This window comes from Streptomyces sp. NPDC021020, assembly GCF_044333285.1.
In the GTDB taxonomy this organism is placed as follows: Bacteria; Actinomycetota; Actinomycetes; order Streptomycetales; family Streptomycetaceae; genus Actinacidiphila.
In genome coordinates, this window is record NZ_JBIRQQ010000001.1 from 863341 (window position 1) to 878516 (window position 15176).

Below are 15176 nucleotides of genomic sequence, written 5' to 3' on the forward strand. Positions count from 1 at the left end.
GAATCACTGCACCACCTCCCATGGCCTCTCGAAGCCGTTTCGAAAGGCCCATCCCCCCTATGGAGGTTGTTCGCACATGGCAGTCCCGATAGTCCGACGCAGAACCGCGGCCATTGCCGCGGGTCTGATGGTCATAGCCTCCGGCGGTATTGCCGCCGCGCTGAACGCCCCGTCCGCCGCGGCGGCCACGGCCGGTTGCTCGGTCGACTACAGCCTCAACGACTGGGGCAGCGGATTCACCGCGTCGGTGACCGTCACCAACACCGGTCCCGCGGTGACCAGCTGGAAACTCGGCTGGACCTTCGCCGGCAACCAGCAGGTCACCTCAGGCTGGAACGCCACCATCACCCAGTCGGGTGCGGCCGTCAACGCCGCGAGCCTGTCGTACAACGGGGCGATCGCGACCGGCGGGACGACGAACTTCGGCTTCCAGGGTACGTACAGCGGTACCAACGCCAAGCCGACCTCGTTCACCCTGAACGGCGTCACCTGCGGTGGCACCGGTGGCACCACCGGCGGTTCGACGGGCGGCACCACGCCTCCCACCACTCCGCCGACCACGCCCCCGACGACCCCGCCGACCACGCCTCCGACGACTCCGCCCACCACCCCGCCGACCACGCCTCCGCCTGGTCAGAAGGTGGACAACCCCTACGTCGGGGCCAAGGGCTACGTCAACTCCGAGTGGTCCTCCCAGGCCGCTGCGGACGGCGGCCAGGCCATCGCCAACCAGTCGACCGCCGTGTGGCTCGACCGGATCGCCGCGATCAACGGCGTGAACGGCGGAATGGGCCTCAAGGCGCACCTGGACGCGGCCGTCCAGCAGGCCGCGGGCCAGCCGCTGACGATCGAGCTCGTGATCTACGACCTGCCGGGCCGTGACTGCGCCGCCCTCGCCTCCAACGGCGAGCTGGGTGCGACGGAGATCGGCAAGTACCAGACCGACTACATCGACCCGATCACCGCGATCGAGGGCAACGCCGCTTACTCCAACCTGCGCATCGTCAACATCATCGAGCCCGACTCGCTGCCGAACCTCGTCACCAACGCGGGTGGCACCGACGGTTCGACGAGCGCCTGCGAGACGATGAAGGCGAACGGCAACTACGAGAAGGGCGTCAGCTACGCCCTCTCGAAGCTGGGTGCCCTCGGCAACACCTACAACTACATCGACGCCGGCCACCACGCCTGGCTGGGCTGGGACAGCAACCTCGGCCCGTCCGCCCAGGAGTTCTACAAGGTCGCGACGTCCAACGGCGCCAGCCTGGCCGACGTCCAGGGCTTCATCGTCAACACGGCGAACTACAGCGCCACCGTGGAGCCCAACTTCAAGATCACGGACAGCCCCAACGGCACCTCCGTGCGGCAGTCGAAGTGGGTCGACTGGAACAACTACGTGGACGAGCAGTCGTACGCGCTCGGCCTGCGCAACCAGCTGATCTCCGACGGCTTCCCGTCCAGCATCGGCATGCTGATCGACACCGGCCGCAACGGCTGGGGCGGCCCGAACCGTCCCACCGGCCCGGGCGCGACGACCAGCGTGGACACCTACGTCGACGGCGGCCGCATCGACCGCCGCATCCACGCCGGCAACTGGTGCAACCAGTCCGGTGCGGGCATCGGAGCGCGGCCGACGGCCTCGCCCTCGGCCAACATCGACGCCTACGTGTGGATCAAGCCGCCGGGTGAGTCCGACGGTGCGAGCCAGGCCATCAGCAACGATGAGGGCAAGGGCTTCGACCAGATGTGCGACCCGACCTACGGCGGCAACGCGCGCAACGGCAACAACGCGACTGGCGCGCTGCCCAACTCCCCGCTGGCGGGCCACTGGTTCTCGGCCCAGTTCCACCAGCTGATCGCCAACGCATACCCGCCGCTCTCGTAAGCGACAGCAGCCGATAGCGGATCCCCCCACCGGGCCCGTAACGGGGCCGCATCCGGGTCACCAGACCCGGACCGCGGTCCCGGTACGGGCCCGCCGCCGTTGCCCCGCCCGGCCTCCGCGCCTCGCCACCGTCCCCCCGCGGCCGGTTGTCGTACCCCTCGTGCACCATGGAGGGGACGCGCAGCAGCAAGCGGACACAGCCGCCCCACCGGGCGGCGGCGGCCCGGCGGAGAGGAGGCGGCCGATGGACGGCATCGAGGTGCACGGGTGGGTGGAGCCCGGTTACGAGCCGGTACGCGCCGCCTTCGCGGGGAATTTCGCCCGGCGGGGCGACCGCGGCGCGGCGGTCGCGGTCTACCGGGAGGGGCGCCGCGTCGTCGACCTGTGGGGCGGTACGGCGGCCCCCGGCGGCGGCGGGCCGTGGCGTGAGGACACGGCGCAGACGGTGCGGTCGGCGACCAAGGGCGTGGCCGCGGCCTGCCTGCTGCTGCTCCACCAGCGCGGCCAGCTCGATCTGGACGCGCCCGTGGGTGCCTACTGGCCGGAGTTCAAGGCCCGAGGCAAGGAGCGGGTGACGGTACGCGACGTGCTGGCCCACCGGGCGGGAGTGCCCGCGCTGGACGAGCCGCTGACCCCGCAGCAGGCGCTCGACGGGGCGTCGGGGCCCCGCGCGGTCGCCGCTCAGCAACTGCTCTTCACGCCCGGCCGGGAGCACGGCTACCACGCGCAGACCTTCAGCTGGCTCACCGGCGAGCTGGTGCTGCGCGCCTCGGGGCGGACGATCGGCCGCTTCACGGCCGAGGAGATAGCCCGGCCGCTCGGTCTGGACCTGTGGATAGGCCTGCCGGACGACCGGGTGGGGCAGGTCGGTGCGATCGCCGACACCGCGGCGCCCGAGCCGGCCGTGTCCGGGGCGCTGCGCAGCCGGCCCAAGCGCTCCGTGCACGATGCCTACGCCGACCCCGCCTCGCTCACCCGGCGCGCCTTCGCCGCGATCACGCCGCTGCCCGACGAGAACGACCCGGCATATCGCGCCGGCGAGCTGGCCGCCTCCGGCGGCATCGCGACCGCCCGGTCGCTCGCGCGCTTCTACGGGGCGCTGGTCGGCGAGGTGGACGGCGGGCCCCGGCTGTTCGCGCCCGCGACGGTGACGGCGGCCAGGACGCCGGAGTCGGACGGGCCCGACCGGGTGCTGGTCGTCAACACGCTCTTCGGGCTCGGCTACATGCTGCACGGCCCGGCCGCCCCGATGCTCGGCCCCGGCTCCTTCGGCCACCCGGGCCGCGGCGGCAGCCTGGCCTTCGCGGACCCGGACACCGGCACCGGCTTCGGCTACGTCACCAACGGCATGCAGCGCAACGTCACGGCCGACCCCCGCGCACAGGCTCTGGTCAGGGCGCTCAGGGAGTGCATACGCTGACCGCATGGGCGGACGCTTCGAGTCGTACGGTGTGATCGTCACGGGCGGCGCGCGCGGTATCGGGGAGGCGACCGCGCGGCGGTTCGCCGCCGAGGGCGCCGGGGTACTGATCGCCGACATCGACGCGGAGGCCGCCGCGTCGACCGCGGCCGCGATCCGCGCAGCGGGCGGCAGGGCCGAGGGGTGCGGCTGCGACGTCGCCGACCGCCAGGCCGTGGACGCGGCGGTGGCCCGCGCCGTGGATGCCTTCGGGACGCTGGACGTGCTCGTCAACAACGCCTATCGATGCGCCGAGCACGCCGGTGTTTTTGAGGACGAGGACGACGAGGAATGGCGGCTGGACCTCGACGTCACGCTGACCGGCGCGATGCGCTGCACCCGCGCGGCGCTGCCGCACCTGGCCGCCGCGCCCGGCCGGCGCGGGGCGGTGGTCAACATCGGCTCGGTCAACGGCCTCTCCTACTTCGGCAACCACTCCTACAGCGCCGCCAAGGCCGGGCTGATGTCGCTGACCCGCACACTCGCGGTGCAGTCCGCGCCGCGCGGGGTGCGCGTCAACCTCGTCGCGCCCGGCACCGTCCGCACCCCGGCCTGGGCGGGACGCGAGTCGATGGTCGACGCCGCTGCGCAGCTCTACCCGCTCGGCAGGGTCGGCGAACCCGCCGACATCGCGGGCGCGGTCACCTTCCTCGCGTCGTCCGACGCGGCCTGGATCACCGGGGTGACGCTGCCGGTGGACGGCGGCATCCTGATCAGCAACCCCGGCTTCACGGCGGCCGTCGGCGCCGCCGAGGCGGGGGACGCGCTCTAGCCGGCCGGGCCGCGGCGCGCGTCGGGCCGCGGGACGGCGGCCTCGGGACGTAGGCGTAGGGACACCGGCGTAAGGCGAAGGTCCGGGTGGCGGGGGCGGCGCCGGGCCGCCGAGGATGCGGGGATGACGACTCCGCCGTTCGACGTCGACCTCTTCCTCGGCCTGCCGCTGACCGCCCGGGTGGCGACGGACGGGCCGACGGTCCGGCCGGTGTGGTTCCTGTGGGAGGAGGGCGCCTTCTGGGTGCTCACCCGGCCGTCGACCGGGCTCCACCGGCGTGTCGCGGCGGATCCGCGGATCGCGCTCGTGGTGGACGTGTGCGACACCGCGACCGGCGTCGTGCGCCAGGTCACCGCCCGCGGGCGGGCCGAACTGGTGCCCTTCGACGTGCCGCGCGGGCGTCGCAAGCTCGTCCGCCATCTGGGCGCGGACGAGTCGCGCTGGGACCCGCGCTTCGTCCATTACCTGCACGCGGACCCTGCCGAGCACGGCACGGTGTGGCTGCGCATGGCACCGTCGTCGCTGACCGCACGCGATCTGAGTTATGTGCCCGCCCGTGAGGACGCCTGACCGGCGCCGGCGCCCGGTCGGCTGATCGTTCGCCCGGCTGGACGCGGCGCGCTGGGAAGCTTATGAGGTTGTCATTCGTGATACGAACTATTATGGTTCGTATCACGAATGAAGATCTCCTATCGATTATGGAGTGCCGATCATGAGCAGCACCGTGGTGGTCGTCGGCGGTGGGTACGGCGGGTCGAGTGTCGCCAAGGCGCTGGACGCGGAGGACGGGGTGGACGTCGTTCTCGTGGAGCCGAAGGACGCGTTCGTGCACGCGGCCGGGTCGCTCCGGGCGCTGGTGAAGCCGGAGTGGGCCGGGAAGATCTTCTTCCCGTACGACGGGCTGATGGTCCGCGGGCGGGTGGTGCACGATCGGGTGGCGGCTATCGATAGCGATGGGCGCGGGGTCACGCTCGCGGGTGGCGGGCGGATCGCGGCGGACTACGTCGTGCTGGCCAGCGGGTCGGACTACCCGTTTCCGGCGAAGAGCGACAGCGACGCCGCCGCGGAAGCGCTCGACCGGCTGCGGCTGGCGCACAAGGAGCTGTCGGCGGCCGAGCGCGTGCTGATCACCGGGGCGGGGCCGGTCGGGCTGGAACTGGCGGGGGAGATCGCCGCGGTGTGGCCGGGCAAGCGGATCACCGTGGTCGACCCGGCGGACGAGGTCATGCCGTCCTTCGCGCCCGAGCTGCGGGCCGACCTGCGCCGCCAGCTCGCCGGCCTGGGCGTGGAGCTGCGGCTCGGCGCCGCGCTCGCCGCGCAGCCGGCGACGCCCGCCGGGCAGGCGGGCGCGTTCGCCGTGGCCACCACGGCGGGGGACACGATCGAGGCGGACATCTGGTTCCGCTGCCACGGGGTGCGGGTGAACGGCGGCTACCTCGCGGGCAGCCTGGACGCCGCTGCGCTGACCGAGGGCGGGCAGGTGCGGGTGACCGCGACCCTCCAGGTGCGCGGCCACGAGCGGCTGTACGCGCTCGGCGACCTCACCGACCTCGCCGAGGCCAAGATGGCGGGCTATGCGATGAAGCACGCCGCGGTCGTGGCCGCCAACATCGCCGCGCAGGTGCGCGGCGAGCGGCCCGCCGCGACGTACGCGCCCTCGCCGGTGCCCTCGGTGCTGCTGCCGCTCGGGCCGCACGGCGGTGTCGGCCAGGTGCCCGCCGAGGAGCCCGACGGCCCGCCCACGCTGCTGCCCGCTTCCGCCGTCGCCGAGTACAAGGGCGCGGATCTCTTCATCGGCCGCTTCGCCGAGCTGTTCGGCACCGCCTGAGCAGTCGGAGCCCCGCCCCGTACCTCCGCCGCTGACGTCAGCGGCGGAGGGTGCGGGGCGGGGCCTCGTCGTGGTCCAGGAAGACCACCGGCACCTGGTTGTCCGTCACGACGCGGCCCAGCAGCCCGGCCATGGCCTCGCGGTCGGCGGGCGGCAGCCCCTGGGGGAGGAGTTCGACGCGCCGGCACGTCTCGGCGTAGAAGGCGTCGACCAGTGTCGAGCCCTCGCCGGTGAGGGCGACGCGTACCGCCCGTCCGTCCTCCGGGTCGGGCTCGCGGCGCACCAGGCCGCGCTGGGCGGTGCGGTCGACCAGCCCGGTCAGGCTCGACTTGGCCAGGCCCAGCGTCTCCCCGAGGTCGGCCATCCCGCGCGGCTGCGGCATGAGCACGCACAGCAGTTGGCCCTGCTGGCTGGTGATGCCGTATTCGCGAGCCGTCTCGGCGTAGACGGCGTTGACGAGGAAGGCGGCGCGCACCAGTGCGGTCGCGATGCTCATGTGCCCGCCGTCGTCCTTGCCCATGGCGTTCAGGGTACTGGGGCCGCGGCTGCGGCGGCGGGGCGTTGTCAGACCCTCCGCCTACTGTTGTCGCAGACGACGGGGGGTCCGGACGGGCGGCGTGCGTACGCGTGCGCCTGCCCGTTCTTCGCCGCGGCCGGCGGGCCCCGCCCCGGGAGGGGGATGGCGGGTCCCGCCGGACCGCTCGGTCCGGCGGGACGCCGGGAGAAGCCGTCAGGAAGCGGCCTTGAGCACGGCCGCGACGATCGGTCCGGCCGAGTCGTTGCCGTGGCCGCCGCCCACGACCACGCCCGCGGCCGCGACATGGCCGGCGTAGGCGGTGAACCAGCCGTCGGCCTGGCCCTGGTTCTCCTCCGCGGAGCCGGTCTTGGCGCCGTACGGGCTGTCGACACCCCTGAGCAGGCCGGCCGCGGTGCCGCTGTCGGCGGTCTGCTTCATCATCTGCTTCAGCCCCTGCTGCACGTAGCTGGGCAGCCGGGTGGTGGAGATGGTGGTGCGGTGGTCGATCAGCTTCTTGTCCTGGAGGATCGTCGGCTGCAGGAAACGCCCGTTGACCACGGTGGCGGAGACCGACGCCATGTTCAGGGTGCTCATCAGCACTTGCCCCTGGCCGATCATCTCCGAGGTGAACTCGTCGCCCGTGCCGCCGGGGATGCTGCCGTCGCCGGTGCCGGTGCCGACGAACCAGGGCAGGGATTTGCCGCCGAGGCCGAAATACTTCTTGCCGACCTGGGCGAGACCGTCGGGCTGGGTGAGGTTCGCGGAGAGCCGGATGAAGCCGGTGTTGCAGGACTGGGCGAAGTCCCAGGCCAGGTCGGCCTTGAGGTTGTCCCGGGTGACGTTGTGGTACTGCTTGCCGCCCGGCACGTTGTAGCCGTCGACGCACCGGGCGGCTGAGCTCGGGCCGATCCCGTTCGGGTAGGCGCTCGAATGCGGGGCCAGCATCAGTGCGGTGGCCGTGACGATCTTGAAGGTGGAGCCGGGGGCCTTGAGCGCCAGCGCGTAGTTCACGCCGCCGGGCGGGTTGCTGGCCATCGCCAGGATCGCGCCGGTCTTGGTGTCGAGGGCGGTGACGCCCGCCTGCGTCTCGGAGGTGACCGCCTTCTCCGCCGCGGCCTGGAGTGTGGCGTCCAGCGTGGTCTGCAGCTGGGCGTTTTTGCCGGGCTTGACCACCAGCAGCGTCTTGACGGTTTTCTGCTGGGCGTCGGCGATGTACGTCTCGATGCCCGGCGTGCCGCCCGTGCCGGGGTAGCGCTGCCGCAGGTCGGTGAAGACGTCGGTCAGACCCGGGTACTTGTCGGCCGTCATGACCTTGCCCTTGCGGTCCACCAGGTCCAGCTGCGGCGAGGTCGCCTCGCCAGTGATAATCGATTGGTTTTCCTGGACACCGGGCACCAGGACGTCGGGCGTCCACTTCACGACCGGCTGGCCGCTCAGGTTGCGATCGACGGTCAATTGGGAGCTGTAGTCCCACTCCTTCGGCGGCAGGTTCGCGTACGAGACGGTCGCCTTCACCGTGAAGGGCACGGTGGTCCCGTTCAGCGGCTGCGGCGTCGCGGTGACCTTGCTGACCTTGCCGTCCTGCGTCAGCGACGTCATCGCCGCCGTCGCCGTCTGCAACGAGTCGGTGAGGACCGCGGCCTTCTTCACGTCACCGGCCGACCAGGCGGCGAGGAAGGCCGCGGCCGTCTTGGTGATGTCCTCGGCCGCGACCGGCTCCGCCGTGTCCGCGATCGTGCGATCCTTGCTGCTGCTCCCGCCGCCCCCGTCGTCGTTGAGGCCGCTGTAGATGTTGTACGCGCCGTATCCCGCGACGCTCAGCATGACGACCAGGACCGTTCCCACGATCCCGATCTTCGCTCCAGGCGCCAATGGCATCCCGAGTCCCCCTGTCCCCACCCCTGAACGCGTTCAAATGATCGCGTTCCCAGCGCACTTTACGGGACGGGTGTGACGGGACAGGTCTCGAATGCAACACGGCTTCGTCCCCGATGTGTCCCGGCGGCCGCGCCGCCGGAACCGCCGGTCACACCCAGGAGTCGAACCACATCCTGGACTGCCAGCCGGTATAGGGGATGGTCATACCTGTGTAGATCGGGAAGAAGTAGATGAAATTCCAGATGATGAGCAGCACCAGCGTGCCCGCGCCGACCGCGCCCCACATCCGGCGGCTCTCCGAGGAGCCGGGTGGGCCGAGGAAGGCGCCCACCATCATCGCGACCGCCAGGCACAGGTACGGCACGAAGGACACCGCGTAGAAGTAGAAGATCGTACGGTCCTGGTAGTGCAGCCACGGCAGCAGGCCCGCGCCCGCCGCGCACAGGATCGCGCCCGCCCGCCAGTCGCGGCGCATCACCCAGCGGTAGAGCAGGTAGAGCAGCGCGAAGCACGCCGACCACCACAGCAGCGGGGTGCCCAGTGCCAGGATCTCCTTCGAGCAGCCGCCCGTCGCGTGGCAGCCCTGCTCGCCGTACTTGGGCGACTCGAAGTAGTACGACACCGGCCGCCCCAGCACCAGCCAGCTCCACGGGTTGGACTGGTACGGGTGCGGCGTGTGCAGCGTGACGTTGAACTGGTAGACCTCGTACTCGTAGTGCCACAGGCTGCGCAATGGCGCCGGGATCCACGACCACGTGCCGCCGCGGTGGTCGGCCCAGTGCCGGTTGTAGGCGGCGTCGGACATGAACCAGCCCGTCCAGGTCGCCAGGTACGTCAGCACCGCGACCGGGAACATCGTCAGCACCGACCAGCCGAAGTCCTTGCGCAGCACCGCGAGCCACGGGTTGCGGGCGCCCGCCAGGCGGCGCGAGCCGATGTCCCAGGCGAGGGTGAGCAGCGCGAAGAAGGCCAGGAAGTACAGGCCGTTCCACTTGCTCGCCGCCGCAAGGCCCAGGCACACCGCCGCGGCAATACGCCACGGCCGCCAGCCCATGCCCTTGCGCCCGCCGACCTGCCGGTCCGGGCCCGCCCAGCCCTCCTCGTCGACCGGCAGCGCGCGGGCCAGCCGGGCCCGCGACCAGTCGCGGTCGACCAGCAGGCAGCCGAACGCCGCGAGCGCGAAGAACATGATCACCAGGTCGAGCAGCGCGATCCGGCTCATCACGAAGTGCAGCCCGTCCACCGCCATCAGCAGCCCGGCCAGGCAGCCCAGCGCGGTGGAGCGGAAGAGGCGGCGGCCGATGCGGCACAGCATCAGCACCGACAGGGTGCCGAGCAGCGCCATCATGAAGCGCCAGCCGAAGGGGTTCATGCCGAACATCCACTCACCGAGCGCGATCACCCACTTGCCGGCCGGCGGGTGGACGACGTAGCCGGGGGAGTCGGACAGCGGGATCGTCTGCGGATGGCCCAGGATGTCGGGGTTGGCGATCTTGGCGTCCGGCCAGGTGCCCTCGTAGCCGAGCTTGAGCAGCGACCAGGAGTCCTTGGCGTAGTACGTCTCGTCGAAGACGACCTCGCGCGGGGTGCCCAGGTGCCAGAAGCGCAGGCCGCCCGCGAGCACCGCCACCAGGATCGGCGCGAGCCAGCCGTTGGCCTTGGCCACCAGCCGGGCCCGCGCCGGGCCCAGGCCCAGCGACTGCCAGAACCGCGTCCCCGGCTCGGGGAAGGGCGGCACCAGGCGCTCCCTGGTGTCCGTACGCGGCCGCTCCGCATACCCGAACCTGCGCAGCCGCTGAGCCCAGGGGCTCGGCTGCGCCTCGGCCGGAACATCCTCGGCGGCCCGGTCCTGCGTCGCGGTCTCACTCATCACCGGCCCATCGTAGGGAACGCCTCTGAAAATGTGATGAGGGTCGGCGCCGGGCGCCCCTGTTTGTCCGTAAACCCGGCTCCGTCATCCCCACGGAACGGGCGGCGGGACGGGCCGCGGAACACCGCGGGGCCGGCCGCGCGACGCCGTGAGCCGCGCCGTGGGCGCCGCGGGCGGTGCGAGACTGGGGCGGTGACCACGCAAGCCGCAGGCGTCCTCGTACTGGCCGGAACCCCCATCGGCGACCCCGCCGACGCGCCGCCCCGGCTCGGCACGGAACTCGCCGGGGCCGACGTGATCGCCGCCGAGGACACCCGGCGGCTGCGCCGGCTCACCGCAGCGCTCGGGATCGAGCCCGCCGGGCGGGTCGTCTCCTACTTCGAGGGCAACGAGGCCGGGCGCACCCCGGAGCTGGTCGAGGCGCTGGCGGGCGGGGCGCGGGTGGTGCTCGTCACGGACGCCGGGATGCCGTCCGTCTCCGACCCCGGCTACCGGCTGGTCGCCGCGTGCGTCGAGCGCGGCATCACCGTCACCGCCGTGCCGGGGCCGTCCGCCGTCCTCACCGCGCTCGCCGTCTCCGGGCTGCCCGTCGACCGCTTCTGCTTCGAGGGCTTCCTGCCCCGCAAGGCCGGTGAGCGCCTCGCCCGGCTGCGCGAGGTGGCCGCGGACCGCCGCACGCTCGTCTACTTCGAGGCGACGCACCGCATCGACGACACGCTCGCCGCGATGGCCGAGGTCTTCGGCGCGGAGCGGCGCGCGGCGGTGTGCCGCGAGCTCACCAAGACGTACGAGGAGGTGCGGCGCGGGCCGCTCGCCGAGCTGGCCCGCTGGGCCGCGGAGGACGGGGTGCGCGGGGAGATCACGGTCGTGGTCGAGGGCGCGCCGGCCGCGGCGCCCGCGGACCTCGGACCGGAAGAGCTCGCGCGGCTCGTCGCCGTCCGGGAGGCCGCCGGGGAGGGCCGCAAGCCCGCGATCGCGGCGGTGGCCGCGCAGGTGGGGGTCCCGAAGCGGGACGTCTTCGACGCGGTGGTGGCCGCGAAGCACGCCGCTTCCTGAGCTCGCCGCTCGGGGGCTGCCCTTGCGCGGGGCGGGCGCTTGGGGCTGTGCGCTGCCGCGCGGGGCGCGCCCGGGGACGCGGGGACTGCGCGCTCAGCCCACCACCGGCCGGTGGTCCGGTACGGACCGAAGAGACCCTTTGGGCCGGTGACGACCCGCGCCCCGGTGGGGGCTGGTCGCGCAGTTCCCCGCGCCCCCTGGTTGTTGCCCCGCGCCGCACGTGCCGCCCCTACCAGCGCGGAGCCCCCGAAACGCGCCCCGCGCGAAAAACGCTCACCCCGCGCCGCACGCGCCGCCCCCCGGGGTTGCCGGCCGTTCGGGGGAGAGGTTCGCTGGAAGGGGGGCCGTTCGGGTGGCTCGGCCCGGAGGGCGGCGAGCGGAGGAGCGGGTGATGAGCGGCACAGTCGGGAGCGGCGCGGAGCCGCGGGTGCGGGAGGCGTATTCCTTCGCGTGCCTGAACTGCGGGTACGGCTGGGAGCAGGCGTACGAGATCGAGCACCAGGTGGACGCCTTCGGCCGCGGGAGCGTGACGTACTTCGCGGACGGCGTGGCCGTGCCGTCGCCGCTGACCCGCCCCGCGTGCGCGAACTGCGGCGGGGACCGCGTGCGGATCATGCGCTCGGGGCGGGTCGCGGGCGTGGAGGCCGTCGAGCCGTGGCATCTGGCCCATGAGCGCCGCCCGCACCACCGGTCCGCCCTGCGCTTCCTGCACCGCCACCGCGGGACGGCCTGACGGCCCGACCGGCTCCGGCCGTACGGATGTCAGTGGTGGTCCCTAGGATCTTCGGTATGGCAGACAGGAGCAGCAGGGACGGCAAGGACCGGGACCGCACACCCCCGCCGGCGCCCGCGCCGCTGCGGATCGCGGTGGCCGATTCGCACACGCACCTCGACATGCAGTCCGGCACGGTCGCCGACGCGGTGGCGCAGGCCGCGGCGGTGGGTGTGGACACGCTCGTCCAGGTGGGCTGCGACCTGGCGGGCTCGCGGTGGGCGGCCGAGACGGCGGCGGCCTGGGAGCGCATCTGGGCGTCGGTGGCGCTGCACCCGAACGAGGCACCGCGGGTCGTGGCGCAGCCGGAGGGCGGCGGGCGGGCCGGGCTGGACGCGGAGATCGACGCGATCGACGCGCTGGCCGCGCTGCCGCAGGTCCTGGGGGTGGGCGAGACGGGCCTCGACTACTTCCGCACCGGCCCCGACGGCGTCGCCGACCAGCAGCACTCCTTCCGCCGGCACATCGAGATCGCCAAGCGCCGCGGCAAGGCGCTGGTCATCCACGACCGGGACGCGCACGCGGACGTGCTGCGCATCCTGGCGGAGGAGGGTGCGCCCGAGCGGGTGGTCTTCCACTGCTACTCCGGCGACGCGGAGATGGCCAAGGTGTGCGCCGAGCACGGCTACTACATGTCCTTCGCCGGCACGGTCAGCTACAAGTCCGCGCAGAATCTGCGGGACGCGGCGGCCGTCGCGCCGCGCGAGCTCCTGCTGGTCGAGACCGACGCGCCCTTCCTGCCGCCGGTGCCGCACCGCGGGCAGCCCAACGCGCCCTACCTCATACCGCTGACGCTGCGCGCGATGGCCGCGGCCCGCGGCGACGACGAGGACGTGCTCGCGGCCGCGGTCGCCGCCAACACCGCGCGGGCGTTCGGCTACGACGGCTGAGCCGAAAGGGGTGTTCGGCCGAGCCGACAGAGCCGACAGAGCCGACAGAGCCGGCAGCGGCGTTCGGCTACTACCGCCGAGCCTGCCCGGGCCTTCGGCTGCGACGGTTGAGCCGGCCGGGCGTACGCAACACGCGGCCCGCCCGGTACGCGGGTGAATGCGCACTTGTGTCGCTTTTAGGCTTTAAGGTCCGGCGTCGTGAGCATTCACCTTGCCGGAAACGTGCGCAGGCTCGTACCGCAGGCCCTCGTCGTGGCGATGCTCGCCGGCGGCACGGGAGCCGGCGTGGCCGGCGCCGCGACCGTGCGGCTGAGCGTCGACGGGTCCGCGCGGACCGTGCGGACGTCCGCGTCCGACGTCGCCGGGGTGCTGCGCGAGCAGGGCATCGCGGTCGGCGCGCACGACCTGGTCGCGCCCGCCCCCGGCCACCCGCTGCACGACGGCGACGCGGTGGCCGTACGGTACGGGCGCCCGCTGACCCTCACGCTCGACGGGCGCAGCCGCCGGGTGTGGACCACCGCGACGACCGTCTCGGCCGCCCTGCGGCAGCTGGGCGTGCGGGCGGACGGCGCGCTGCTGGACGCCTCGCGCGGCGCCGCGATCGGCCGGCGCGGGCTCGCGCTGGACGTGCGGACGCTGCGCCGGGTGACCGTCGTGGCCGACGGCCGGGCGCACCTCGTCCGCACGCACGCCGTGACCGCGCGCGGGGCCGTCGCCGACGCCGGGGTGCTGCTGGCCGCCGGGGACACGCTGGCGCCCGCGCCGGACGCCTTCCCGGACGACGGCCGCACCCTCACCGTGCGCCGGGTCCGCGACACCGGCACGGTGCGCCGCGAGCCGGTGCCGTACCGCACCGTGCGGCACTCGGACGCGGGGCTGCCGCGCGGGACGAGCCGGGTGGAGCGGCGCGGGCGCGCCGGGGTGCGCGAGCTGTCGTACGCCGTGCGCACCGTCGACGGCGTGGCCGGGGCGCCGCGCCTGCTGGGCAGCCGGATCACCCGGCAGCCGGTCACCGAGGTCGTACGGGTCGGCACCGGGCCGCTTCCCGCCCCCGCCCCCCGGCCGGCCCACGGGACCGGCGGGAAGGGCGGCGGGCTGGACTGGGCCGCGCTCGCCGCGTGCGAGTCCGGCGGGCGCCCGCACGCCGTGGACCCCTCCGGGCGCTACGGCGGCCTCTACCAGTTCGACGTGCGCACCTGGCGCAGCATGGGCGGGCGGGGCCGCCCGCAGGACGCCTCGGCCGCCGAGCAGACGCTGCGCGCCCGGCGCCTGTACGCCGCCCGCGGCACCGCGCCCTGGCCCGTCTGCGGCAGGCGGCTGCGCCGCTGAGCCCGCGCTGAGCCCGCGCCGGGCCGGGGGTGCCCGCCGGGGGCATTAGCCTAGGGCGGGTGACGAGTGAGGACGACGGTCTGCTGGGGCCCGCGGACGTACGGGAACTGGCCGCGGCGCTGGGCGTACGGCCCACCAAGCAGCGCGGGCAGAACTTCGTCATCGACGCGAACACCGTGCGGCGGATCGTGCGCACCGCCGACGTGCGGCCGGACGACACCGTCGTCGAGGTCGGCCCCGGGCTCGGCTCGCTCACCCTGGCGCTGCTGGAGGCCGCGGAGCGGGTGACGGCGATCGAGATCGACGACGTCCTCGCCGCGGCGCTGCCCGCGACCGTGGCCGCGCGGATGCCCGCCCGGGCCGACCGCTTCGCCCTCGTCCACGCCGACGCCATGACCGTCACCGAGCTGCCCGGGCCGCCGCCCACCGCGCTCGTCGCCAACCTGCCGTACAACGTGGCCGTGCCCGTGCTGCTGCACATGCTCGCGACCTTCCCCACCATCGAGCGCACGCTCGTCATGGTGCAGTCCGAGGTCGCCGACCGGCTCGCGGCCGGTCCCGGCAGCAAGGTCTACGGGGTGCCGTCGGTCAAGGCCTGCTGGTACGCCGACGTCAAGCGGGCCGGCGCCATCGGCCGCAACGTCTTCTGGCCCGCGCCCAACGTCGACTCCGGGCTCGTCTCGCTCGTTCGGCGCGAGCCGCCGCGGACCACCGCGAGCCGCAAGGACGTCTTCGCCGCGGTCGACGCGGCCTTCGCGCAGCGCCGCAAGACGCTGCGCGCCGCGCTCGCCGGGTGGGCCGGGTCCGCGGCCGCCGCGGAGGCCGCGCTGGTGGCCGCCGGGGTGTCGCCGCAGGCCCGCGGCGAGTCGCTCACCGTCGAGGAATTCGCCGCCATCGCCGAGCACAAGCCGTGACACCAC

At 73.6% G+C, this 15176-nt stretch carries 13 protein-coding genes; 10 read left to right on the plus strand and 3 right to left on the minus strand.

The genetic code is table 11. The annotated features are described in order from the left end of the window. The first annotated feature begins 76 nt into the window (after positions 1-76). The 5 genes from ACH4SL_RS03820 to ACH4SL_RS03840 all read left to right on the plus strand — a co-directional run bounded on the left by ACH4SL_RS03820 (position 77) and on the right by ACH4SL_RS03840 (position 5944). Positions 77-1885 carry a glycoside hydrolase family 6 protein gene (locus tag ACH4SL_RS03820; RefSeq protein ID WP_398441749.1) on the plus strand — a complete coding sequence of 603 codons (1809 nt, stop codon included), beginning with the start codon at positions 77-79 and terminating at the stop codon, positions 1883-1885. A 244-nt stretch (positions 1886-2129) separates the two neighbouring features. Continuing rightward, positions 2130-3305 carry a serine hydrolase domain-containing protein gene (locus ACH4SL_RS03825; RefSeq protein ID WP_398441750.1) on the plus strand — a complete coding sequence of 392 codons (1176 nt, stop codon included), beginning with the start codon at positions 2130-2132 and terminating at the stop codon, positions 3303-3305. Between the two features lie 4 nt (positions 3306-3309). Further along, positions 3310-4116 carry an SDR family NAD(P)-dependent oxidoreductase gene (locus ACH4SL_RS03830; protein WP_398441751.1) on the plus strand — a complete coding sequence of 269 codons (807 nt, stop codon included), beginning with the start codon at positions 3310-3312 and terminating at the stop codon, positions 4114-4116. Positions 4117-4239: 123 nt separating this feature from the next. Next, on the plus strand, positions 4240-4686 hold the full coding sequence (locus tag ACH4SL_RS03835; protein WP_398441753.1) for a pyridoxamine 5'-phosphate oxidase family protein: 447 nt from the start codon (positions 4240-4242) through the stop codon (positions 4684-4686). A 142-nt stretch (positions 4687-4828) separates the two neighbouring features. After that, positions 4829-5944, plus strand: a complete 1116-nt coding sequence (locus ACH4SL_RS03840) for an FAD-dependent oxidoreductase (protein WP_398441754.1) — start codon at positions 4829-4831, stop codon at positions 5942-5944. A gap of 37 nt (positions 5945-5981) precedes the next feature. Here the strand turns inward: ACH4SL_RS03840 and ACH4SL_RS03845 are convergent, their stop codons facing one another. The 3 genes from ACH4SL_RS03845 to ACH4SL_RS03855 all read right to left on the minus strand — a co-directional run bounded on the left by ACH4SL_RS03845 (position 5982) and on the right by ACH4SL_RS03855 (position 10209). Continuing rightward, complete coding sequence (locus tag ACH4SL_RS03845) at positions 5982-6440, minus strand: MarR family winged helix-turn-helix transcriptional regulator (RefSeq protein ID WP_398441899.1); 459 nt, start codon at positions 6438-6440, stop codon at positions 5982-5984. Positions 6441-6674: 234 nt separating this feature from the next. Then, the gene (locus ACH4SL_RS03850; protein WP_398441755.1) at positions 6675-8306 is read right to left on the minus strand and encodes a penicillin-binding transpeptidase domain-containing protein; all 1632 of its coding nucleotides are present in this window, start codon (positions 8304-8306) and stop codon (positions 6675-6677) included. A gap of 181 nt (positions 8307-8487) precedes the next feature. Then, positions 8488-10209 (minus strand): dolichyl-phosphate-mannose--protein mannosyltransferase, encoded by a 1722-nt coding sequence (locus ACH4SL_RS03855; RefSeq protein ID WP_398441900.1) that lies wholly within the window; start codon positions 10207-10209, stop codon positions 8488-8490. Positions 10210-10401: 192 nt separating this feature from the next. Between ACH4SL_RS03855 and rsmI the strand changes: the two genes are divergently transcribed. The 5 genes from rsmI (at position 10402) to rsmA (ending at position 15170) form a co-directional block, all read left to right on the plus strand. Continuing rightward, positions 10402-11265, plus strand: a complete 864-nt coding sequence (gene rsmI, locus ACH4SL_RS03860) for a 16S rRNA (cytidine(1402)-2'-O)-methyltransferase (protein WP_398441756.1) — start codon at positions 10402-10404, stop codon at positions 11263-11265. Positions 11266-11656: 391 nt separating this feature from the next. Beyond that, positions 11657-11998: a hypothetical protein gene (locus tag ACH4SL_RS03865; protein WP_398441757.1), complete on the plus strand. Its 342-nt coding sequence runs from the start codon at positions 11657-11659 to the stop codon at positions 11996-11998. A 56-nt stretch (positions 11999-12054) separates the two neighbouring features. Further along, positions 12055-12927, plus strand: a complete 873-nt coding sequence (locus ACH4SL_RS03870) for a TatD family hydrolase (RefSeq protein WP_398441758.1) — start codon at positions 12055-12057, stop codon at positions 12925-12927. 198 nt (positions 12928-13125) lie between these two features. After that, on the plus strand, positions 13126-14256 hold the full coding sequence (locus ACH4SL_RS03875; protein ID WP_398441760.1) for a ubiquitin-like domain-containing protein: 1131 nt from the start codon (positions 13126-13128) through the stop codon (positions 14254-14256). A gap of 59 nt (positions 14257-14315) precedes the next feature. Beyond that, positions 14316-15170, plus strand: a complete 855-nt coding sequence (gene rsmA, locus ACH4SL_RS03880) for a 16S rRNA (adenine(1518)-N(6)/adenine(1519)-N(6))-dimethyltransferase RsmA (protein WP_398441761.1) — start codon at positions 14316-14318, stop codon at positions 15168-15170. Positions 15171-15176: the final 6 nt, after the last annotated feature.